At 59.4% G+C, this 22385-nt stretch carries 20 protein-coding genes; 10 read left to right on the top strand and 10 right to left on the bottom strand.

The window, feature by feature from the left end; all coding sequences use genetic code 11:
* Window positions 1–200 precede the first annotated feature (200 nt).
* The 3 genes from CQW31_RS19450 to CQW31_RS19440 all read left to right on the top strand — a co-directional run bounded on the left by CQW31_RS19450 (window position 201) and on the right by CQW31_RS19440 (window position 3148).
* Window positions 201–1544: an OprD family porin gene (locus CQW31_RS19450; RefSeq protein WP_003253422.1), complete on the top strand. Its 1344-nt coding sequence runs from the start codon at window positions 201–203 to the stop codon at window positions 1542–1544.
* A 488-nt stretch (window positions 1545–2032) separates the two neighbouring features.
* Complete coding sequence (locus CQW31_RS19445; protein WP_003253420.1) at window positions 2033–2707, top strand: heavy metal response regulator transcription factor; 675 nt, start codon at window positions 2033–2035, stop codon at window positions 2705–2707.
* 117 nt (window positions 2708–2824) lie between these two features.
* A complete protein-coding gene (locus CQW31_RS19440; protein ID WP_010951457.1) occupies window positions 2825–3148 on the top strand; it encodes a hypothetical protein in 324 nt (107 codons plus the stop codon).
* 101 nt (window positions 3149–3249) lie between these two features.
* On the opposite strand, the gene CQW31_RS19435 is transcribed toward CQW31_RS19440, so the two are convergent.
* From CQW31_RS19435 to CQW31_RS19415, 5 genes are all read right to left on the bottom strand, one after another.
* The gene (locus CQW31_RS19435; RefSeq protein ID WP_012269855.1) at window positions 3250–3777 is read right to left on the bottom strand and encodes a hypothetical protein; all 528 of its coding nucleotides are present in this window, start codon (window positions 3775–3777) and stop codon (window positions 3250–3252) included.
* A gap of 189 nt (window positions 3778–3966) precedes the next feature.
* Window positions 3967–5364: a hypothetical protein gene (locus CQW31_RS19430; protein ID WP_224765890.1), complete on the bottom strand. Its 1398-nt coding sequence runs from the start codon at window positions 5362–5364 to the stop codon at window positions 3967–3969.
* A gap of 81 nt (window positions 5365–5445) precedes the next feature.
* On the bottom strand, window positions 5446–5847 hold the full coding sequence (locus tag CQW31_RS19425; RefSeq protein ID WP_012269857.1) for a hypothetical protein: 402 nt from the start codon (window positions 5845–5847) through the stop codon (window positions 5446–5448).
* Between the two features lie 737 nt (window positions 5848–6584).
* Window positions 6585–6989 carry an RcnB family protein gene (locus CQW31_RS19420; protein ID WP_099815200.1) on the bottom strand — a complete coding sequence of 135 codons (405 nt, stop codon included), beginning with the start codon at window positions 6987–6989 and terminating at the stop codon, window positions 6585–6587.
* A gap of 127 nt (window positions 6990–7116) precedes the next feature.
* Window positions 7117–8406: a sigma-54-dependent Fis family transcriptional regulator gene (locus tag CQW31_RS19415; RefSeq protein ID WP_099815199.1), complete on the bottom strand. Its 1290-nt coding sequence runs from the start codon at window positions 8404–8406 to the stop codon at window positions 7117–7119.
* A 223-nt stretch (window positions 8407–8629) separates the two neighbouring features.
* On the opposite strand from CQW31_RS19415, the gene CQW31_RS19410 reads away from it, so the two are divergent.
* Genes CQW31_RS19410 through CQW31_RS19400 form a run of 3 tightly spaced genes read left to right on the top strand, consistent with a single transcriptional unit; the run spans window position 8630 to window position 11626 of the window.
* Window positions 8630–9514, top strand: a complete 885-nt coding sequence (locus CQW31_RS19410; RefSeq protein WP_054884430.1) for an MBL fold metallo-hydrolase — start codon at window positions 8630–8632, stop codon at window positions 9512–9514.
* A gap of 40 nt (window positions 9515–9554) precedes the next feature.
* Entirely contained in the window at window positions 9555–10811 is a 1257-nt protein-coding gene (locus tag CQW31_RS19405) for an FAD/NAD(P)-binding oxidoreductase (protein ID WP_249342222.1), read from the top strand.
* Window positions 10808–11626: a sulfite exporter TauE/SafE family protein gene (locus tag CQW31_RS19400; protein ID WP_099815198.1), complete on the top strand. Its 819-nt coding sequence runs from the start codon at window positions 10808–10810 to the stop codon at window positions 11624–11626. The genes CQW31_RS19405 and CQW31_RS19400 overlap by 4 nt, the downstream gene beginning before the upstream one ends.
* Here the strand turns inward: CQW31_RS19400 and CQW31_RS19395 are convergent.
* A complete protein-coding gene (locus CQW31_RS19395) occupies window positions 11615–12502 on the bottom strand; it encodes a LysR family transcriptional regulator (protein WP_054884427.1) in 888 nt (295 codons plus the stop codon). The two genes, CQW31_RS19400 and CQW31_RS19395, sit on opposite strands and share 12 nt — an antisense overlap.
* A gap of 219 nt (window positions 12503–12721) precedes the next feature.
* On the opposite strand from CQW31_RS19395, the gene CQW31_RS19390 reads away from it, so the two are divergent.
* On the top strand, window positions 12722–14368 hold the full coding sequence (locus tag CQW31_RS19390; protein WP_099815197.1) for a GMC family oxidoreductase: 1647 nt from the start codon (window positions 12722–12724) through the stop codon (window positions 14366–14368).
* Window positions 14369–14464: 96 nt separating this feature from the next.
* On the top strand, window positions 14465–16084 hold the full coding sequence (locus CQW31_RS19385; protein ID WP_099815196.1) for an MFS transporter: 1620 nt from the start codon (window positions 14465–14467) through the stop codon (window positions 16082–16084).
* A 177-nt stretch (window positions 16085–16261) separates the two neighbouring features.
* On the opposite strand, the gene CQW31_RS19380 is transcribed toward CQW31_RS19385, so the two are convergent.
* The 4 genes from CQW31_RS19380 to glyQ all read right to left on the bottom strand — a co-directional run bounded on the left by CQW31_RS19380 (window position 16262) and on the right by glyQ (window position 20622).
* Window positions 16262–17032, bottom strand: coding sequence for a 1-acyl-sn-glycerol-3-phosphate acyltransferase (locus tag CQW31_RS19380; RefSeq protein ID WP_054884424.1), 771 nt, complete (start codon window positions 17030–17032; stop codon window positions 16262–16264).
* Window positions 17033–17095: 63 nt separating this feature from the next.
* Window positions 17096–17623 (bottom strand): D-glycero-beta-D-manno-heptose 1,7-bisphosphate 7-phosphatase, encoded by a 528-nt coding sequence (gene gmhB / locus CQW31_RS19375; protein WP_054884423.1) that lies wholly within the window; start codon window positions 17621–17623, stop codon window positions 17096–17098.
* Between the two features lie 3 nt (window positions 17624–17626).
* Window positions 17627–19678 carry a glycine--tRNA ligase subunit beta gene (gene glyS, locus CQW31_RS19370; protein ID WP_099815195.1) on the bottom strand — a complete coding sequence of 684 codons (2052 nt, stop codon included), beginning with the start codon at window positions 19676–19678 and terminating at the stop codon, window positions 17627–17629.
* Window positions 19675–20622, bottom strand: coding sequence for a glycine--tRNA ligase subunit alpha (glyQ, locus tag CQW31_RS19365; RefSeq protein ID WP_003253126.1), 948 nt, complete (start codon window positions 20620–20622; stop codon window positions 19675–19677). Before glyQ ends, glyS begins: the two co-directional genes overlap by 4 nt.
* Before the next feature lie 83 nt (window positions 20623–20705).
* Between glyQ and CQW31_RS19360 the strand changes: the two genes are divergently transcribed.
* Window positions 20706–21257 (top strand): DNA-3-methyladenine glycosylase I, encoded by a 552-nt coding sequence (locus tag CQW31_RS19360; protein ID WP_054884421.1) that lies wholly within the window; start codon window positions 20706–20708, stop codon window positions 21255–21257.
* A gap of 40 nt (window positions 21258–21297) precedes the next feature.
* A complete protein-coding gene (locus CQW31_RS19355; RefSeq protein ID WP_054884420.1) occupies window positions 21298–22185 on the top strand; it encodes a lysophospholipid acyltransferase in 888 nt (295 codons plus the stop codon).
* Window positions 22186–22385 lie beyond the last annotated feature (200 nt).

Here is a 22385-nt window from a genome sequence, read left to right as displayed (position 1 = left end):
AACGGAGATGGCAAACACGCGGTGCGAAGGCCCGAACAACAGGTAGATGACGAAATTGTAATTTTCCTATCACCCCCCCGTTATCTTCGGCCTGCAAATATGAGCTCGCGCTACGCTAGGCGCGCCGCCTGGTCAGAACAATTAACGACACCCGCGCCGGTAAACATAATAAAAACTGCCGTGAATCAAAGGAGCATCGGATGAAAATCAAAGTACCACTGTATTTGGCGGCAGTTTCTGCGCTGTCTGGAAGCTATGCTATTTCGGCACAGGCAGAAGACAAGCCAGAAGGCTTCATTGAAGGCAGCAGCCTTACAGTGCTGAACCGTAACTTCTACTTCAACCGTGATAACCGCGACAGCACTGCCCCCACTTATAACAGTGGCAAGGGCAACACCAACGGCTACTCCGAAGCCTGGGCGCACGCGATCATCAGCAAATTCAACTCTGGGTTTACCCAGGGAACCGTTGGCTTTGGCGTTGATGCCTTCGCCATGATCGGCCTCAAGCTCGACACCGGTGATGGGCGCAACGGCGGCCGTAGCTCCTTCGACGTGCTACCCGTTGATAACAAGGGCGAAGCTCGCGACGAATACACCAAGGTCGGCGGCGCAGCCAAAGTCCGCTTGTTCGATACCATCGTGAAAGTAGGTGATGTTTTCCCATCGACTCCGGTCGTTGCATCCGGCGACTCTCGCCTGCTGCCAGAAAGCTTCCGCGGCGTGACCGTTGAGAACACCAGCATCCAAGGCCTCACCCTGCAGGGTGGTCGTCTGCATGCGATGAGCCAGCCGGTCTCAAGCAACCTGAACGACAACTTCGTGACGTTCTACGGCGGCCCGGTCAACTCGCCATGGATCGGTTACGGTGGCGGTGACTACTCGATCAACGACAACTGGACTGTGAGCGTCTACGCCAGCCAGCTGAAAGACGTCTGGAATCAGTACTACGCCGGCACCAGCGTGGTTTACCCGCTGAGCGACGATCTGGCGCTGATCGGTGGCTTCAACTACTACAAAGCCGTAGATGAAGGTAAGAAGCGCCTGGGTGAATTCGACAACAACATCTGGAGTGCCAAGGTCGGCGTGCGTTACGGTGCCCATACCCTAGCCCTGTCGCACCAGCGCAACAACGGCGACGACGATTTTGACTACCTGCGTCAGTCGGACTCGATTTTCGTCGACAACTCCATCCAGTACAGCGACTTCAACTCGCCGAAAGAGCGTTCCTGGATGCTGCGCTATGACCTGAACTTCACCAGCTACGGCATTCCAGGCCTGACGTTCATGACCCGCTACGCCAGAGGCTCGGGCGCGGATTACTCGAACGCTAACCAGTTCTACATGCGCACTGATGACAACGGCAACCCGCTCGACAATCAGAAGCGTTGGGAGCGTGACGTCGAAGTCAAATACGTTGTCCAAACCGGTCCAGCAAAAGATCTGTCCTTCCGGTTGCGCCAGGCAACCACACGTGCCACTGCATTCGAATCGGATCTGGATGAAACCCGTGTGATCATTGAGTACCCGCTTTCGATTCTGTAATTCGCTAACTGGACCAGTTATTCATTAACTGGTCCTATTAGTAAAACGAGCATTACGAATTCACCTTGAGTGGCTTAAGTGCTCCTTTGGTAAAAGGTGGATATTTGGCGCCCATTGGGCGCCTTTTTTTGCCTAAAATTCAAGTAGGCGTTCGATTGTACGCATCGCATGCCGGTGAAGTTCATGACTACACCAATGACCAGTCTCTTCAATGTGAGCGACCTCGCCGTCATCTGAGCGGAACGAAGCCAGCACAAAGAAGAAAATAACCCAATACTTCATAAGGTCAAATCACCTGCTGGAGAGAGGGCCCGCAACTGTCAAACCCAAACCGCGACAAGATATACCGCCAGACTATCAACTGTATTACCTAGAAATTACAAATCCGTCATTTGAGCCCCGGCACGCTCATTTTGATTTACCATCCCTTTCAATAATGCCGGCGCGCGTGCGCGGTTAATTGCTCAGTGATATCGAGACAAAATCCCATGCGAATTCTGGTAATTGAGGATGAAGTAAAAACTGCGGAGTATGTGCGTCAAGGTCTGACGGAATGTGGCTATGTCGTAGATTGCGTCCACACCGGGTCAGATGGATTATTCTTGGCTAAGCAGCACGAATATGAGCTGATTATCCTGGATATAAATCTGCCAGAGATGGACGGTTGGCAGGTCCTTGAGTTGTTGCGTCGTAAAAACTGCCCTTCCCGTATCATGATGCTGACGGCGAGAAGCCGGCTGGCGGATAAGGTCCGGGGGCTGGAGAACGGAGCAGATGACTACCTGATCAAGCCATTTGAGTTCCCTGAGCTGCTGGCCCGGGTTCGCGCCTTGATGCGCAGGTCAGATCACCCTGCATCCGTAGAGGTCATTCGCGTCGCTGACCTGGAGCTTGATCAGAGCCGGCACAGGGCATTCAGGGACGGTCAGCGCATTGACCTGACCACGAAAGAATTCGCGTTACTGCATTACCTGATGCGTAATACCGGTGTGGTGCTGAGCCGCACCCAAATTATTTCGCAGGTTTGGGATATGAATTTTGACTGCGACACAAACGTTGTAGAGGTGTCGATTCGAAGACTCAGAGCCAAGATAGATGACCCTTTCGAGACCAAACTGATACATACGCTTCGGGGCGTAGGGTATGTGCTTGAAAAACGATAGTTGCCAAGCTCTCTAGTACCGAAAATCCGCTACATGCTCCCGTCGCTTGCGAACTTGAGGTTTCTGTTTACGATCCGCGGCGCTGATTCCTCACTCAACAAATGAGGTAGGCTGTACATGAGGTATAGCATTGATTATCAGCAGGTTTCGCAAGGACAATCCGATGCCAGCATTGATGCCTGTCCAGCTGACATTGTCTTCAACAGCGACCATGGCCTAGCTCTTATCCCGTGCGTTGGCGATGTTATCAACCTCCCCTCTACGGCGGTCAAAGAAGGGGTTTGCGGCATCGTTAGATCAAGGATTTTCAATTATCTCAGAGGTCCTGAAGAGCTGTACTGTCACGTCAATATTCTCGTTGAGGAGGCGGACATCAATTTCGAAAGTCTCATCTCGGAATACATGCGCAATCAGTCACGTGCTCGCTCGCCTTCTTCATAAAGTCGAAGGCGGGCCAGTCCATTAATGGTTGTGTATGGGTGAGGGTTCAGCAGAGCGAGCGCCTACTGAGCACCAGAGATGAATAGTCACAGCCTAGTGGTTTAACGCGGTACTGCTGGTGTACGCAGGGCCGGACTCATTGTTTTTTGAATGGCGCATTGCAGCACATAGAAATATAAAACCCCGGAAGCAAATACGATTGCGGACAGATAAGCAAACTCAGAGTCTAAAACCCCGGAAACCATATACAATTTAATCGTGATAGAACCCATAATAATTCCGGTACAGTACATGACGCCTGTGAACTGATTGCCCAAAAAACTCAGTATGCCGCTGAAGGCATTGTTCGCACTCAACAGCATTGCTTTCAGTATCGTCCAGCCGAGAACTGGCAGAAAAGCCTTGATCATGAAGGCGAATAACATCGACGATGCAAACAGTTTTATCGGGGTTTCTGCCCACGGCTTGATGGTGCCGTCTACTTCAACGCCGGTATACAAGATGATATTCAGAATAATCGCCATAAGGGTGCATATGCCGAGGCGTATCATTTCCCGCTTAAGCGGGGCCATCATTATCACTGCGTGAATCTTGTTTCCAAAGTATCGTTTTAGTCCTTGGATCGACATTTTTCTTCCTATGCTCTCGGGTATGACGCTGTTGTAGCGTTGTATGACGGTCATGCTTTTACCCGAAGAGAGGTGACGCTTCAACGGTCCTGAATTGCGCAGGGGATCTCATGTCCTTCCCCTGGCTGGGTAGCTTGCTGAGAAATTCTCATCTACCTGCGTGGCAACGATGCGGCCACCCCGCCGCCGTCAGAGCTCTGGAGGACTGGCTGCTGTCAGCAACTCATCGAGTGACGGAACCTTAGCGTTTGCACTGAGGACGAGTGTTCTGGATCGGAGTATGGATACATCAAAGAAAGATTCGCACTCGACTCTTCCGTTTACTTCTCTCCAGTGGGTGACTTCTGGTATCAACTCATTAGGCACCGGGTATAGTGCCATAGGGTTATGGAATACCTCCACTTCAGCAGACCACGGCTCGTAGCCATATTGCGGCCAGAGCTGACCGTAGTCGCTGGACGCTACATCCAACAGAAATGGGATACCTCGTGATGCTCCCGGAGAACGGTCGAAAAACTCACCAAACCGCAAGTATCGGTACCCGTCTAGATGAGCTCCACCTGAGATCGGCACTCGGCTGAGCTTTGGCACTGTGCAGGCATTGGTGAAAATGACCGCTGAAAGATGGGCATTTTCCATTAGCGTAAATAGGCCGTTGGGGCGCCCTGATAGCAGAGATGTCTCTTCCTCCACAGTTATCAGGTGCGTACCACGATGCGCAGATGAGTGAACTGCAAAGCCATAGAGATAGCTGATGAGCGACTCCCTGCTCCACAGCATTGAACTGGGCGCATGGAAATCGGCTAAGGCCAGAATGAGCGGCTTACCCTCCACGTGCGGTAGGGATTCGTAACGCTTGTCCAATTTGTTTTGGATGGTCCTCGCAAACCTTTCTGCAGCCGCTCCTAAGAAACGCTCATGTCGGTCAGCGGGTGGGGGGACCGGCGAGGCGCCAAAATGCTCATACCGCTCTTCCGGGTTGGCTGTCACTGCTTCAACCCAGGCCTCATCTCCCAGCCTATTCTCGATGTGAAAATCGGGTGATTCTTTAGGCTGGGTGACCAAGAGTCCCTGTTCACGAAAAATCGCTAATAGGTGGGCTTCCCAGAGGCGGGTGTGAAAATTCTCAGTCTGGCAATCGGGAACCCAATTTCTGTCTGGGGATGGCAGTGCGAGATACAGTTGATTCAGCGCCCACGCCCCAATACGGCGGCTTGGATCAAATAGTGATTTGAACACCACGCTTGGTGTGCGCTTACCCATTCTGCTTAGAGGAGCACGTCGTCGTTCACCTGAAGGGAGTGGAAGCGGATGGGCTTGGGTATAGAGAAAGTGGCTGATTGAGGCGCGGGCTTCAGACTCGCCAGTGGTGCGCTCACTATGGCTGAGGAGCACCCACACGCTATCGACACGACGCCGCAAGGTGACAATTCCGAAGCTGCCGGAATGGATATTTCGGGTTAGAGCGGCACAAGAAATTCCGTCCTCACTAAGCCATGCCCCTACTGGCGGGCTGTCCCCAAACCCCAACCCTCGTGGAAGCGACAAAGCGATTAGATCGAACATCGGCGCAGCAATTTCTTTCATTCGCTGATCTCGGCAGCCGTCAAAATGCATTCCATCAATGCCTCGGAGCGTGCCCGCCGGCGATGGCATCGGTGGAGGTACCTATTGAAGAAGGGGGCCTTGTTCCACCAGGACATCTCGGTTGGTGAAGATGGTCTCAATGGTTGCAGCCTCGGCAGCCACATGAGTCTTTCGCGTGATCTCTTCAAGGGCCAGTTCGAGCCGGTAGTCTTGGAAATACTCGTACAGCTTTTCAGAGCTCTCGGATATCTCCTCCCCACCATTCTTCGCGAACAAGATGTGGATGATCGCTGCGAGTGGGAGAGAGATGTCGAGATCCTTCTCTTCTGCATCTGAATCCGAGTTCAAACCGTCGAAATACCTCTCCAGATGACTCTGGAGCTCCTCAAGCCAGAACTGAGATAGGTTGCTTGGAAGGGAGCTTTCAGGCCCGGTCAGAAGGACTTCATCTCTGAATAGAGCCAGCAGATTGGGGTTTGCCATGGAGGACCTCACGATTAGATTTGAGAGCAACTGGTCAGCATAGTCCACCTCAAGATGACCACCTCCTTGACGCCCATCCTGGTGCTCCTGAGCATCAGACGAGTGAATCGCCCCGAAACCTGTAGATACAAAATGACCGCTTCTCGCCGTTAGCTGCCTTTCTTGAAGGACAGCTTTGGGTCGATAGCGGCCTTCGTGGAGGTTGGTGTCTACGGGGTCGGTTTAGTCAATCTGAATCTCCGGTTTCACCTCCGTGAGGCCGGCCATCGTCATGCATCAGATCTTGATTGACACGCGTGCCGCTTTGGATAGCCTTGCAATTGAGGGCTGCAACTGCGCATTTGTCGGGCCTGGGTACCAGCATGAGCCCCCCGCAATTTTGGCAGCAGAGGAAGCTGGTTCCTCTGAAGTAGTGACGGCGGGCATTGCCAGTCGGATTCTGAACCCAAGGTCGCCAGACTAGGAGCTAAAGGATCGCTGCGACTACTCCTCATCCCTTACCGAAAAGTCACGCGTCGGTCGTAAACGGCCCTTTCCAGGCCAATCAACTTTTGTGATTGGTGAGTAGGGATTTCTCGGCTTTTCTGTGAAAAGCACCCCTTCATTTCACAAAAAAAATGGCGAAGATTCCAATTTCACGGGGTCTGGCCTATCACCTATTTTGTGAACCTACATCCGGTGTAGATCGCCAGAAACAACAAAGCCCGCTGACGCGGGCTTTGTTGTTTCTGTGAGACTCAGTAGCCGGAGAGAACGCTGACGACCACGCCTGAGGCGATCGCCACCAGCACATAGTCCCCGTTCACGTACAACCAGCGGTGATCACGAGGTGGCGCGTACAGATGGCGCGCACGCCAGTCGGTCACCCAGTAGCGGTCTGTGCGATAACGAGGTTCCACCACATAGCCACGATGCCATTGCTGATGCGGCATCGGCATGCCGGCTTCAGGTCGGAAGTTCGGGTTGTGGTAGGCCGGGTAGTGACCGTTGTCATGACGGTCATGCCGCTCGGGTTGGCCATGTGACGGGGAGCCCTGATGGGATGGACCACCGTCATGGTGGTCCGGCCCTGGTTGAGCAAAACTGGCCAAGGGTGTGCTGAGCACAAGTGCGGCGCAGAGTACGGTTAGGGCTTTGTTCATTTGCGGAACCTCTGACTGTTAACGCCCGGCAGGTAAAACGGTCTGCCTGGTGCGGTTACCTGATCAGACCACAAATTTTTCCGCTTGATGTCAGGGCAGAGGTAAAGGTCCGGTAAAGGTCTACGGACTACAAACCAAGCGCTTTCAAGCGGCGATAGAGGGTTCGCTCGCTCATGCCAAGGTGACGGGCCAGCTCGCTGCGTGATCCCTGGAACTGCTCCAGTGCGTGCGCGAGATCACCCAGATCGTTTCGCCCTCTGCGCATGGCCACTGCCTGCTGTCGCCCGACCTCTTCAGGGAGGTGCTCGGGTCGTATCAGCCCGTCATCGGCAAACAACCGAGCCCTTTCCAGAATGTTGCGCAACTCGCGAATGTTTCCAGGGAAGGCATGCAGCTTGAGTTGCTTCAGCGCCGCCTCGGTCAGGCTCGGTGTCGGCTTGCCAGTCATGCGTTGCAGCAGACTCTCGGCCAGCAGCGGTAAATCCTCCACGCGCTCGCGCAACGCCGGCAAGCGGATGGGGAAACCGCTGATGCGATAATACAGGTCTTCTCGGAACGTCCCCTCAGCCACCATTTTCTTCAGCGGCTTATGGGTCGCCGAAACCAGACGGAAATCCGAATGCACGGTGCGCAGGCTGCCAACCGGGCGGAAGCTCCCGGACTCGATCAGGCGCAGCAGTTTGACCTGCATCGCCAACGGCACTTCGCCGATTTCGTCGAGGAACAATGTGCCGCCATGGGCGGCCTCGGCCAAGCCGATCTTGCGCTGATTGGCGCCGGTGAATGCCCCCTTCTCGTAGCCGAACAGCTCGCTTTCGAACAGCGACTCGGTCAGGCCGGTACAGTCGACGACTACCAGCGGACCATTAGCCCGTGGGCTACCCATGTGAATAGCGCGGGCAAACAGCTCCTTCCCGGTACCCGACTCGCCCTGCAGCAGCACCGGAATCTGCGCAGGAGCCGCACGCTGAAGGCTGGCCAACGCGGTTTTGAAAGCAGGCGCCCGCCCGACCAGCCCTTGTTCCTGAGGTTGTGCGGAGGCCAGGGTGATGCTGGTCAGCCGCTCGACGAAAGCCACCACCCTGCCCTGCTCATCGAGGATCGGCCGCAACTCTACATCCACATGCTCAGGGCCACGCGGCGTGTGATGAATATGCAGCACTCGCTCCGGCACTTTGCTGTCCCACGCCTTGCGCATCGGGCAGTGCTCACCGGCCTGGTCACACGGTACAGCGTAGTGATGCGACACCCGGTGGCATTTCTCACCCAGCGGGGCCTGCTCGTTTCGACCGAACTGCCGCCGATAGGCCGCGTTGGCCGCAAGGATGTTGTAGCCGGTGTCCAGCACGATGGCAGGCACGGCATCGTGCTCAAGGTAGGAAACCAGGGCTAGGATGAGTGGATGAGATTCAGGCATGACGGCACCGATTGGATAACCTGGCGCAGGGTAACAAGGACTGCCAAACACTGCCATTGGCTGACAGTCGACTGCCAAAGGTACTGCCACCGGCACGTACAGCGGTGATCAAGGGACCGTGTTCATGGGGCCGGATGCGCAAGAGCGCCTGGCATGCATCTTGATAATCCTCCTCCCACTGCCTGCGCCCGTACAAGCTGAGGCAGACCATTTGGAGAACGTGATGATCATCGGCAACAACCTTCACGTGGAAGCCTTCTACGACGAGGCGACCTCGACCATCAGCTACCTGGTCATGGACCGTGAAACCCTCCAGTGCGCACTGATCGACAGCGTGCTGGACTACGACCCCAAGTCCGGGCGCACCTGCACCGCTTCGGCGGATCGCCTGATCGACCGGGTGACAGAGCTCAAGGCCACCGTGCAGTGGGTACTGGAAACCCACGTGCATGCCGACCACCTCTCGGCGGCGGCTTACCTCAAGGGCAAGCTTGGCGGCCATACCGCCATCGGTGCGCACATCACCCAGGTGCAGAAAGTCTTTGGCGCGCTGTTCAACGCCGAGCCTGGCTTCGCCCGTGATGGTAGCCAGTTCGATGTGCTCTTCGAAGATGAAGAGGGCTTCTGCATCGGCAACCTGCATGCTCGTGCGTTGCATACCCCCGGGCATACACCGGCATGCCTCAGTTACATGGTCGTGGACGCGGGTGAGACGGTGGTGTTCGTCGGCGATACCCTGTTCATGCCTGACTACGGCACGGCCCGCTGTGACTTCCCCGGCGCCGATGCGCGCACGCTGTACCGCTCGATCCGTCGGTTGCTGGCGTTCCCCGACCAGACGCTGCTGTTCATGTGCCACGACTATCTGCCAGGCGGGCGCGAGATGCGCTACGTCACCACGGTGGCCGAGCAGCGCGCCAGCAATATCCACATCCACCAAGGCATTGATGAGGACAGCTTCGTGGCCATGCGCGAAGCCCGCGACAAGACCCTCGACATGCCCGTGCTGATCCTGCCTTCGGTGCAGGTCAACATGCGCAGCGGCCAGCTCCCGGAGCCTGAGGAAAACGGTGTGAGCTACCTGAAGATCCCGCTGAACAAGCTTTGACTGCCCTGCCCCATTACCAGAAATTCCAGGATTGACTGCCATGCCTGCCAATGCCGACCACCACAAGGTGGTCATCGTCGGTGCCGGTGCCGCCGGTATCGCCACTGCTTCCAGCCTGATCGCCCGTGACCCGTCACTGGACATCGCCCTGATCGACCCTGCCGACGTGCACTACTACCAGCCAGGCTGGACTATGGTCGGCGCTGGCGTCTTCAGTGCGCCGAGCACCGCCCGCACCATGGCCTCGGCCATCCCGCGCGGCGTGCGCTGGATCAAGGCGCGCGTCCAGGGCTTCGACCCATCTGCCCAGTTGGTCACCCTGGAGGGAGGCCGCGCCATCAGTTATGAACAGCTGGTGGTCTGCCCTGGCCTCAAGCTCGACTGGGAGGCAATCGACGGGCTCAGCGAAACCCTTGGCCGCAACGGTGTCACCTCCAACTACCGCTACGACCTGGCACCTTACACCTGGGAGCTGGTGCAAAAGCTCAAGCAAGGCCGTGCACTGTTCACCCAGCCGCCGATGCCGATCAAGTGCGCTGGCGCGCCGCAAAAGGCCCTCTACCTGTCGTGCGACCATTGGCTGCGCAGTGGACGGCTGGGCGACGTGAAAGCCAGTTTCTTCAATGCCGGTGCAGTGCTGTTCGGCGTTCCCGATTATGTGCCAGCGTTGATGGCCTACATCGACAAGTACGGCGTGGACCTCAATTACAGCCACCGGCTGGTGGCCGTGGATGGGCCCAATCAGCGTGCCACCTTCGTGCGTACACTGGCCGACGGTAGCACTGAAACCCGTGCCGAATCCTTCGACCTGTTGCATGTGGTACCGCCACAGGTTGCCCCGGACTTTATCCGCCAGAGCCCCTTGGCCGATCCAGCCGGATGGGTCGATGTCGATCCGCATACCTTGCGCCACCGCCTGTTCGCCAACATCCACGCACTGGGCGATGTGGCCAACACCAGCAATGCCAAGACTGCCGCAGCGGCGCGCAAGCAGGCGCCAGTGGTAGCCAACAACGTGCTGGTAGCGCTGGGCCGTCTCCCTGCCCTGGCGCAGTACGACGGCTATGGTTCCTGCCCGCTGACCGTCGAGCGCGGCAAGATCGTCCTGGCCGAATTCACCTATGGCGGCAAGGTCGCTCCGAGCTTTCCCCGCTGGCTGCTCGATGGGCGCCAGCCGACACGCCTGGCCTGGCTGCTCAAGGCACGCGTACTGCCGCCGCTGTATTGGCAGGGCATGCTCAAGGGCCGAGAATGGCTGGCGCGCCCACAACCGTTGGACACCGAGGCCGCACAGTGATCGAACATCAACTGCTGGGCGCTGGCCTGGGCGCGATCATCGGAGCGGTGCTGGCGCTGACCGGCGCCGGTGGTGGCATCCTGGCGGTGCCGCTGCTGGTGTTCGGGCTGGGCCTGTCGATGGTCGAAGCGGCACCTATCGGGCTGCTCGCCGTGGGGCTTGCGGCGGCGGTGGGTGCGGTACTCGGCTTGCGCGAAGGGCTGGTGCGTTATCGCGCCGCCCTCTTCATCGCCTTGATCGGTATCGCAGCGGCACCGTTCGGCCTGATGCTGGCCCACCGCTTGCCCAATACACCCTTGGCGCTGGTGTTCGCTGCCGTGCTGATCCATGCCTGCCTGCGCATCTGGCGCAAGGCAGCCAAAGAGCTGCGCGGCGAAGGCAGTGAAGCCCATCGCTACATCGAGCCTTGTGTGCTGAACCCGTTGCAGGGGCGCTTGCGCTGGACGCTACCTTGCGCACGCGCCCTGGCATTTACCGGGGCCATGTCCGGCTTGCTGTCCGGCCTGTTGGGAGTAGGCGGCGGCTTTGTGATCATCCCCGCCTTGAACCGCTACACCAACCTGCGCATGAAGAGCATCGTCTCGACCTCCCTGGCCGTCATCGCGCTGGTTTCCACGGGGAGCGTGGTCAGCGCCAGCCTGGCCGGTGTGATGCATTGGCGGATTGGCGCACCTTTTGCCATTGGGGCGGTGATCGGCCTGTTGCTGGCTCGGCCACTGGCGGCCAGGATCGCCGGGCCTCGCCTGCAGCAGATGTTCGCTGTCGCCGGTTGGCTGGCGGCCGTGCTGCTGGCTGGCAAGGCGCTATTGGGCTAGCAGCTCGTCCTGTTCCGCCGCGCACAGCGCCAGCAGGTAGTCCCACACCACCCGCAGGCGCACCGACTTGTGCAACTCGCGGCGGGTACAGATCCAGTAGCTGCGCTGGATGGTCTCGCTGGGCAGCACGCGAACCAGCGTCGGGTCATGGCGAGCCATGTAGTTGGGCAGCACAGCGATGCCCAGCCCTGCGCGTGCGGCGGTTTGCTGGGCGATGACACTGGTACTGCGGAAGGCCACGTTCGGTGCACGGCAGAAGCTGTTGAGAAACAGCAGTTCCTGGCTGAACAGCAAGTCGTCGACATAGCCGATCCAGCTATGCCGCGCCAGGTCCTCGCGGTTACGCAGAGGCGGTGCCCGGTCCAGGTAGCTCTGGCTGGCGTACAGCGCCAGGCGGTAGTCGGTGAGCTTGCGGGTGATCAGCAGGTCGGCGTTGGGGCGCTCCAGATGGATGCTGATCTCCGCTTCGCGGTTGAGGATGCTGACGAAGCGCGGTACCGCCACCAGTTCTACCTCCAGCCCCGGATAGCGGGCGAACAGCTCGCTCATGCGCGGGGTGAAGAACATGATGCCGATGCCTTCGGTGACCCCCAGGCGAATCTTGCCCAGCGGGGTGATGGCCTGGGTGATTTCTTCCTGCGCCAGCAGGGCGACGTTCTCCATGGCTTCGGCGTGCTTTAGCAGCGCCTGGCCCGACGGGGTCAGTTCATAGCCTTGGGCATGCTGCACGAACAGTGGCGTGCCCAGGCTCTTCTCGATGCTTTCGATATGCCGGGCCACCGTGCTGTGGGTGGTATTGAGGCGCTTGGCCGCGCTGAGCAGGCGGCCACTGCGCTGCAACTCGAGGAAAAACCGCAGATCGTTCCAGTCGAACATGCTGATCCTTGTGGATGTTCGTTCCGGCCCTTTCGCGGCTGAAGCCGCTCCCGCAGACAACGCTATCCCTGGGGGAGCGGCTTTAGCCGCGAAGAGGCCAGTACAGACTTACCGCTGTGCTAAAACGCACAGCGGCTGCGTGAAATCTCGTGTTTCCATGGCGAAATTACTCACTAAGATGGATCGGAACAAGAATAAAAATCAGGCGCGAGGTTGCACATGCCATCAGCCGATTCTGTCTTCGACTACGTGGTCGTAGGCGCTGGCCCCGCCGGCTGCCTGCTGGCCAATCGTTTGTCCGCTGATCCTTCCAGCCGCGTGCTGCTGCTCGAAGCCGGTGGTCGCGACAACTATCCCTGGATTCACATCCCCGTCGGTTACCTCTACTGCATCGGCAACCCGCGTACCGACTGGTGCTTCAAGACCGAAGCACAGCCCGGTTTGGGCGGCCGCGCGCTGGGCTATCCACGGGGCAAGGTGCTCGGCGGCTGTTCTTCGATCAACGGTATGATCTACATGCGCGGCCAGGCCGCTGATTACGACCTTTGGGCTGCACAAGGCAACGAAGGCTGGGCCTGGAACGACGTACTGCCGTTGTTCAAGGCCAGTGAGAACCACTTTGCCGGTGCCAACGAGCACCATGGCGCCGAGGGTGAATGGCGAGTCGAGCGCCAACGCTACAACTGGCCGATCCTCGATGCCTTCCGTGATGCAGCCGAGCAGAGTGGCATCGGCAAGGTCGATGACTTCAATACTGGCGACAACCAGGGTTGTGGGTACTTTCAGGTCAATCAGCGCAGCGGTGTGCGCTGGAACGCCGCCAAGGCTTTTCTGCGGCCGATCAAAGACCGCCCCAACCTCACCGTGCTGACCGGCGTGCAGGTTGACCAGGTGCTGTTGAACAACACCCGTGCCCGTGCGGTCAAGGCGCAGTGGCAGGGCACCTGGCATGAGTTTGCTGCGCGTCGCGAGATCATCCTCTGTGCTGGCGCGGTGGGCTCGCCCGGTATTCTCCAGCGGTCCGGCATTGGCCCGCGCAAGCTGCTCGAAAGCCTGGGCATCGGCGTACGCCACGACATGCCCGGCGTTGGCGGCAACCTGCAGGATCATCTGCAGCTGCGGCTGATCTACCAGATCCGCAATACGCGCACCCTCAACCAGATGGCCAACAGCCTGTGGGGCAAGCTGGGCATGGGCCTGCGCTATCTCTACGACCGCAGTGGTCCGCTGGCCATGGCGCCCAGCCAACTGGGTGCCTTCGTACGTTCGAGCCCGGAGCAGGCCACACCGAACCTGCAGTATCACGTGCAGCCGCTATCTCTGGAGCGTTTCGGCGAGCCTCTGCATCAGTTCCCGGCGTTCACCGCTTCGGTGTGCAACCTGCGCCCGGCCAGCCGGGGGCGCATAGATATCCGCAGTGCAGACATGAACAGTGCGCCGCGGATCGACCCCAACTACTTGAGCGCCCCCCAGGACCTGCGCGTTGCCGTCGATGCCATTCGCCTGACTCGGCGTATCGTCCATGCCCCCGCCCTCGCCGTTTTCGATCCCCAGGAGTATCTGCCAGGCCCGACGCTGCAAACCGAGGAAGAACTGTTCGAGGCGGCCGGCAAGATCGGCACCACCATCTTCCACCCCGTCGGCACCTGCCGCATGGGCAACAGCGACCTGGACGTCGTGGATAACCAGCTGCGCGTGCACGGCATACCTGGCTTGCGCGTGGCCGACGCTTCGATCATGCCGCAAATCACTTCCGGCAATACCTGTTCCCCCACCCTGATGATCGCCGAGAAGGCGGCGCAACTGATCCTCAAAGGAGCGGCAACCCAGACTTACCTGAACGAAGACGCCATACCGACCCCCTGACCGGGAGCATGCAACACCGGCAGCTCGCGGTCACAAGCTGCCGACAGTGGAACAACAAGAATAATCACTGTGGCCTGCGGGCCGAGGACAGCAACGATGTCGGATTACATCCAAGAGCAGGGTGCGTCGGCGAGCACCTCCAGCCGTCGTGAAGAACGCAAGATCATTTTCGCGTCATCCCTCGGGACAGTTTTCGAGTGGTATGACTTTTTTCTCTATGGGGCCTTGGCCGCCGTTATCAGCAAGCAGTTCTTTGCTGGGGTCAACGACACCACGGCCTTCATCTTTGCCCTCATGGCGTTTGCTGCTGGCTTCCTGGTGCGGCCGTTTGGTGCGCTGGTGTTCGGCCGCCTGGGTGACATGATCGGGCGCAAGTACACCTTCCTGGTGACCATCGTGCTGATGGGCCTGTCGACGTTCGCTGTTGGCCTGTTGCCCACCTACGCCAGCATTGGCATCGCGGCACCGATCATCCTGGTGATCCTGCGCATGCTCCAGGGGCTGGCGCTGGGCGGTGAATACGGTGGTGCCGCCACTTACGTGGCCGAGCACGCGCCACCCGGCAAACGTGGCTTCCATACCGGTTTCATCCAGTCGACCGCGACCCTGGGCTTGCTGCTGTCATTGCTGGTGGTGCTTGGCAGCCGTTACATCAGTGGTGACCAGTTCGAAACCTGGGGCTGGCGCCTGCCGTTCCTGCTGTCGATCATCCTGTTGGGGATATCCACCTGGATCCGCATGAGCATGCACGAGTCGCCGGCCTTCGTGAAAATGAAGGCCCAGGGCAAGGTCAGCAAGTCACCGATCCGCGAGTCGTTCACCTCCTGGCCCAACCTGAAAGTCGTGCTTACCGCGCTGTTCAGCATCAATGCCGGGCAAGCTGTGACCTTCTACACGGCGCAGTTCTATGTGCTGTTCTTCATGACCCAGATGCTCAAGATGGACCCTGCTCAGGCCAATACCCTGCTGATCATCAGCGTGGTGATCGGCGCACCGTTCTTCGTGTTCTTCGGTTGGCTTTCCGACCGCATCGGGCGCAAACCGATCCTGATGCTCGGCCTGCTGCTGGCCACCGTGCTGTACTTCCCGTTGTTCAAGGCCCTGAGCCACTACGCCAACCCACAGATCGACGCCGCCAGCCGCCAGGCCCCTATCGTGGTGACCGCTGACCCGCAAGGCTGCACCTTCCAGTTCGACCCGGTTGGCAAAGCACGTTTCGACAGCCCCTGCGACAAGGTCAAAACCTTCCTGGTCAAGCAGGGCCTGCCATACAGCTCGGTGAACGTGGCCGGCAGTGACGTGGTGGTGAACATTGGCGACAAGACCATCAACGGCTTCGACGAAACGGCCATGCGCACGGCGATCGCGCAGGCGGGCTACCCGGCCAAGGCCGAGCCGGGGCAAGTCAACCAGGTGATGGTGGTGGTGCTGATCGTGGCAATGATCCTGATCGCGACCATGACCTACGGTCCGCTGGCGGCGGTGATGGTCGAGCTGTTCCCGACCCGTATCCGCTACACCTCGATGTCGCTGCCCTACCACATCGGCAACGGCTGGTTCGGTGGCTTCCTGCCCACCGTGTCGTTCGCATTGGTGGTGTATACCGGGGATATCTTCTATGGATTGTGGTATCCGGTGCTGGTGACCGGCATCAGCTTGGTAGTGGGGATGTTCTGCTTGAAAGAAACCAAGGACGTGGATATCGACAAAGTCTGACGCTATCACCGAGCCATAAAAAAACCGGCTGTAAAAGCCGGTTTTCTTATGCCATGGAAAAACTTATGCACGTTTTTCAGAAAATTGTCATGCGCCGAAATAAATAGCTAATTCATATACTTAGCGTTGAATCCGGGCACTCGGTCAAAAAATTGCTCACAAGTTATCCACAGATCGTCAAGCCATCTGCTCTTGCGGTTTTTCATCCACTGGCGGCAGCGATCCCATGGCCCGCTGGGTAGCTTCGTTCCACGCGGCGGCACGGTCGTTGAGCTCGGCAATGGCCCGCGGCCCGGAGCCCTCGGCGTACATCGGCTTGCCGATCACTACCTCGATGGTGCCTGAGCGCTTGCCCCAGCCAGTCTTCGGCCAGAATTTGCCAGCGTTATGGGCAATCGGCAGCACTGGCAAGCCAGCATTCACCGCCAGCGCGGTGCCGCCTCGGGAGAATTTGCCCACGGTACCGAACGGTACACGGGTACCTTCCGGGAAGATCAGCACCCAGGTTTTCTGCTTGAGCAACTCGTCACCCTTGCTGGCCACCTGACGCAGTGCCTCCTTGGGGTTGTCGCGGTTGATCGCGATGGGCCGCAGCATGGCCATGGCCCAACCAAAGAAGGGTACATACAGCAGCTCGCGCTTGAGCACCTGGCTCAGCGGGGAAAAGTACTGGGAAAGGAAGAAGGTTTCCCAGGTGCTCTGGTGATTGGACAGGATCACGCAGGGCTCATCCGGTACGTTCTCGGCACCTGTGACCTTGTAGTCGATACCAAGGATGGTGCGCACCAGGAACAGTGCGCAACGGCACCAGTACACGTTGATGAACGTGTAGCGCTTGGGGAACGACAGGAACGGCGCGACGAAAAAGCTCAGCGAGCACCACAGCAGCGAACTGGTGCCCAGCAGCAGGTAAAAAAGAACGATTCTGATCGCCTGCAGGATCGACATAGTGGCAATTACCGTTGCGGGGCGTGCCCGCCTAGGAAAAATGCGCCCCTGGGGGCGCACTGTTTAAATTAGTTCTCTGGCGATGGCTGCCAGATCGTCGAAAATCAGTGTAGTTTCCGGGACGCCTTTTTCCAGGGTCCGCTCGCCCTTGCCGGTTTTCACCAGCACGGGTTGTGCACCGACGGCCAGGGCGGCCTCCAGGTCACCTTTGCTGTCGCCGACGAACCAGACGCTTTCAAGGCCCGTCTGGTAATGCTCGGCGATCGCCCGCAGCATGCCTGGCTTGGGCTTGCGGCAATCGCAGCCTTCGTCAGGCCCGTGCGGGCAATACACGATATGGCCGACTTCGCCGCCCTGCTCGGCCACCAGCTCGCGCAAGCGCGCATGCATGGCCTCGAGGGTAGCCAGCGGGTAGTAGCCTCGGGCGATGCCGGACTGGTTGGTGGCCACAGCCACCGTCCAGCCCGCCTTGCTCAACTGCGCGATGGCCTCGACCGAGCCAGGGATCGGGATCCACTCTTCCAGCGTCTTGATGTAGGCGTCGGAGTCGTAGTTTATTACCCCGTCACGATCGAGAATCAGCAGTTTCAAGGCTTACCCCAGCAGCGAAATGTCGGCCACGCCCAGGAACAGGCCGCGCAGGCGGCTGAGCAGGGCATAACGGTTGGCACGTACCTTGGCGTCTTCGGCATTCACCATCACCGCCTCGAAGAAAGCGTCGACCGGGTCACGCAGGGCCGCCAGACGGGCCAGCGATTCGCTGTACTGGCGGGCAGCTGCCATTGGTTGCACGGCCTGGTCGGCCTGCTGGATGGCCGAGTACAGGGAGAACTCGTTGGCGTTGTCGAAGTATTTCGGCTCGACCTGGTCGGCGATCGCGCCTTCGGCCTTGCTCAGCAGGTTCGAGACGCGCTTGTTCACCGCGGCCAAGGCTTCGGCTTCCGGCAGTTTGCGGAAGGCCTGCACAGCCTGCACGCGCTGGTCGAAGTCCAAGGCCGAAGCCGGCTTCAGGGCACGTACCGACAGGTAGGTGGCAACGTCGATGCCTTCGTCTTCATAGCGTGCACGCAGGCGATCGAAAATGAACTCCAGTACCTGTTCGGCCAGGCCAGCGGCCTTGACCTTGGCACCGAACTGCTTGACCGCGAACTCGACCGCAGCGGTCAGGTCCAGGTCCAGCTGCTTCTCGATCAGGATGCGCAGCACGCCCAGGGCGGCACGACGCAAGGCGTACGGGTCCTTGCTGCCGGTGGGGAGCATGCCGATGCCGAAGATGCCGACCAGGGTGTCGAGCTTGTCGGCGATGGCCACCGCAGCACCGGTGAGGGTCTGCGGCAGCTCGGCGCCAGCACCGCGCGGCATGTACTGTTCGTTCAAGGCCAGGGCAACGTCTTCCGGCTCACCGTCGTTGAGCGCGTAGTAGTAGCCGGCAACCCCCTGCATTTCAGGGAATTCGCCGACCATCTCGGTGGCCAGGTCGCACTTCGACAGCAAGCCGGCACGGCCAGCGCGCTGGGCGTTGCCGCCGATCAGCGGGGCGATGAAGGCTGCCAGCCTGGAAACGCGTTCGGCCTTGTCGTAGACCGTGCCCAGTTGTGCCTGGAACACCACGTTCTTGAGGCGCTCGTTGAAGGTTTCCAGCGGCTGCTTCTTGTCTTGCTTGAAGAAGAACTCGGCGTCGGTCAGGCGCGGGCGCACGACCTTCTCGTTACCCTGCACGATCTGCCTGGGGTCACGGCTCTCGACGTTGGCCACGGTGATGAAGCGCGGCAGCAGCTTGCCTTCGCTGTCCAGCAGGCAGAAATACTTCTGGTTGTCCTGCATGGTGGTGATCAGGGCTTCTTGCGGCACTTCGAGGAAACGCTCCTCGAACGAGCACACCAGCGGTACCGGCCACTCGACCAGGGCAGTCACTTCGTCCAGCAGCGCTGGCGGCACGATGGCGCTGCCTTCCTGTTGCATGGCAAGCTCGGCGGTGCGCTTGCTGATCAGCTCGCGGCGCTCGGCGAAGTCGGCCAGCACATAAGCTTTGCGCAGGTCTTCGACGTAGTTGGCCGGCGTGGTGATGACCACGTTCTGTGGGTGGTGGAAGCGGTGGCCACGGGATTCACGGCCGGCCTTCTGCGACAGGATGGTGCAGTCGACCACTTGGTCGCCGAGCAGCATCACCAGCCACTGGGTCGGGCGCACGAACTCTTCACGGCTGGCGGCCCAGCGCATGCGCTTGGGGATCGGCAGGTCGTTGAGCGAATCCTCGACGATGGTCGGCAGCAGGCTGGCGGTGGCCTTGCCTGGGATGTGCTGGGAGAAGCGCAGCTTGGCGCCGCTCTGGTCGATTTCGGCCAGCTCTACACCACACTTCTTGGCAAAGCCCAAGGCTGCCTGGGTCGGCTCGCCGTCTTTGAAGGCCGCCTGCAGCGGGGGGCCGTCGATGTTGATGCTGCGGTCAGGCTGCTGCACGTCGAGCTGGCGGATCAGTACGGCCAGACGGCGTGGTGCGGCGTACACCTGCTTGCCGGTGTAGTTCAGGCCAGCGGCCTGCAGACCTTTTTCGATGCCGGCCAGGAAGGCGTCGCCGAGGCTGGCCAGGGCTTTTGGTGGCAGCTCTTCGGTGCCCAGTTCTACCAGGAAATCTTGAGCACTCATTGTGCAGCCTCCAGCTTCGCCAACACTTCGTCACGCAGTTCAGGGGTGGCCATCGGGAAGCCCAGGCGTGCGCGAGCTTGCAGATAGCTTTGCGCCACGTCCCGGGCCAGGGTACGTACACGCAGGATGTAACGCTGGCGCTCGGTTACCGAGATGGCGCGGCGGGCGTCCAGCAGGTTGAAGGTGTGCGAGGCCTTCAGGACCATTTCATAGGTCGGCAGCGGCAGCTCCAGCTTGATCAGGCGGTTGGCTTCGCTTTCATAGAAGTCGAACAGCTCGAACAGCTTGTCGACGTTGGCATGTTCGAAGTTGTAGGTCGACTGCTCCACCTCGTTCTGGTGGAACACGTCGCCGTAGGTGACCTTGCCGAACGGGCCGTCGGCCCACACCAGGTCGTAGACCGAGTCGACGCCCTGGATGTACATGGCCAGGCGCTCGAGGCCGTAGGTGATTTCACCGGTGACCGGGTAGCACTCGATGCCACCTACCTGCTGGAAGTAGGTGAACTGGGTGACTTCCATGCCGTTCAGCCAGATTTCCCAGCCCAGGCCCCAGGCGCCCAGGGTCGGCGACTCCCAGTTGTCTTCGACGAAGCGAATGTCGTGGACCAGCGGGTCCAGGCCAATGGCCTTCAGCGAGCCGAGGTACAGCTCCTGGAAGTTGGCCGGGTTCGGCTTGAGGACCACCTGGAACTGGTAGTAGTGCTGCAGGCGGTTGGGGTTTTCGCCATACCGCCCGTCGGCAGGGCGACGGCTAGGCTGCACATAGGCCGCGTTCCAGGTTTCTGGACCCACGGCGCGCAGGAATGTAGCGGTGTGGAATGTGCCGGCGCCTACTTCCATATCGTAGGGCTGAAGCACCACACAACCTTGAGCCGCCCAGTAGTTTTGCAGGGCGAGGATCAGGTCTTGGAAGGTACGCACGGCTGGCGTAGGCTGGCTCACGAAATTCACCTGTATCTGGGGATGCGGATGTAAAGAGCGGGAGTATAACCTGATTCGCCTCGCCCTCTACTCATTGGAGCCTTATGCCACGCTGCTTTTGGTGTACCGACGATCCGTTGTACCAGGCCTACCACGACCAGGAGTGGGGAACGCCACAGCGTGACCCGGCGCTGCTGTTCGAGATGCTTTTGCTCGAAGGGTTCCAGGCGGGGCTTTCGTGGATCACCGTTTTGCGTAAACGCGAGCGTTATCGCGAGGTGATGCATGGCTTCGATCCGGTGAAGCTGGCGGCTATGAGCGACGAACGCATCGAAGCACTGATGCTGGACGCCGGTATCATCCGTAACCGTCTCAAGCTCAAGGCTGCGCGGCGTAACGCGCAGGCCTGGCTGGCTGTGGATAACCCTGCCGAGTGGTTGTGGTCGTTCGTTGGCGGCAAGCCGAAGATCAACCACTTCCAGGGCCGTGGCGACGTGCCAGCGGTCACCGACGAAGCCAAGGCCATGAGCAAGGCCCTGCAGAAAGCGGGCTTCACCTTCGTCGGCCCGACCATCTGCTACGCCTTCATGCAGGCCACCGGCATGGTCATGGACCACACTACCGATTGCGATCGCTACGCCGCCTTGTCGCGCTGAAGGGTTACAATGCGCGCCTTGCTGAAATAAGGAATTGCCTGTGGAAAAGTTCAAGGGCGCCCTGATGGTCGGGGTGCTGCGTCTGTTTGCCAAGCTGCCCTGGGGCGCTGTGCAGCGCGTTGGCGCCGGTATCGGCTGGCTGATGTGGAAAATCCCCAACGGCTCGCGCAATGTAGTGCGCATCAACCTGGCCAAGTGCTTCCCGGAGATGGATCCGGTCGAGCGCGAGCAGTTGGTCGGCCGTGCGCTGAAGGATATCGGTAAATCCTTTGTCGAAAGTGCCTGCGCCTGGATCTGGCCGCCGCAGCGTTCGCTTGAGCTGGTCAAGGAAGTGCACGGGCTGGAAGTGCTGGAGCAGGCCCTGGCCTCGGGCAAGGGCGTGGTCGGCATCACCAGCCACCTGGGCAACTGGGAAGTGCTCAACCACTTCTACTGCAACCAGTGCAAACCGATCATCTTCTACCGCCCGCCGAAGCTCAAGGCAGTGGACGACCTGCTGCGCGAGCAGCGTGTGCAGATGGGCAACCGTGTGGCGCCTTCAACCAAGGAAGGCATCCTCAGCGTGATCAAGGAGGTGCGTCGCGGTGGCCAGGTGGGTATTCCTGCCGACCCGGAGCCGGCGGAATCGGCGGGGGTGTTCGTGCCGTTCCTGGGCACGCAGGCGCTGACCAGCAAGTTCGTGCCGAACATGCTGGCCGGCGGCAAGGCGGTGGGGGTGTTCCTGCACGCGCTGCGGCTGCCGGACGGATCGGGCTTCAAGGTGTTCCTGGAAGCGGCGCCGGAAGAGATGTACAGCACCGACGTGAACGTGTCGGCGGCGGCCATGAGCAAGGTGGTCGAGCGCTATGTGCGCGAGTACCCGAGCCAGTACATGTGGAGCATGAAGCGCTTCAAGAAGCGCCCGGCTGGCGAGCCGCGCTGGTATTGAGACCCTGGGGGCACTTTGTGCCCCTTTCGCGACACAAGGCCGCTCCCACATTGACCGGTGTACGCAGGACCTTTGGACTGCCCCCAAGAAGTTGGACACCAATCCAACCCTTGGGGGATTCATGGCCAAGTACACTGAGCAGTTCAAGCTCACAGCAATCACTGCCTATTTGGATGGCAGCAACGGTTTCCGTACGGTAG

It is taken from the genome of Pseudomonas sp. 382 (assembly GCF_002759075.1).
Lineage (GTDB): Bacteria > Pseudomonadota > Gammaproteobacteria > Pseudomonadales > Pseudomonadaceae > Aquipseudomonas > Aquipseudomonas vlassakiae.
The sequence above is the reverse complement of the archived record's forward strand: the minus strand, read 5'-3'. Positions and strand labels throughout refer to the sequence as shown.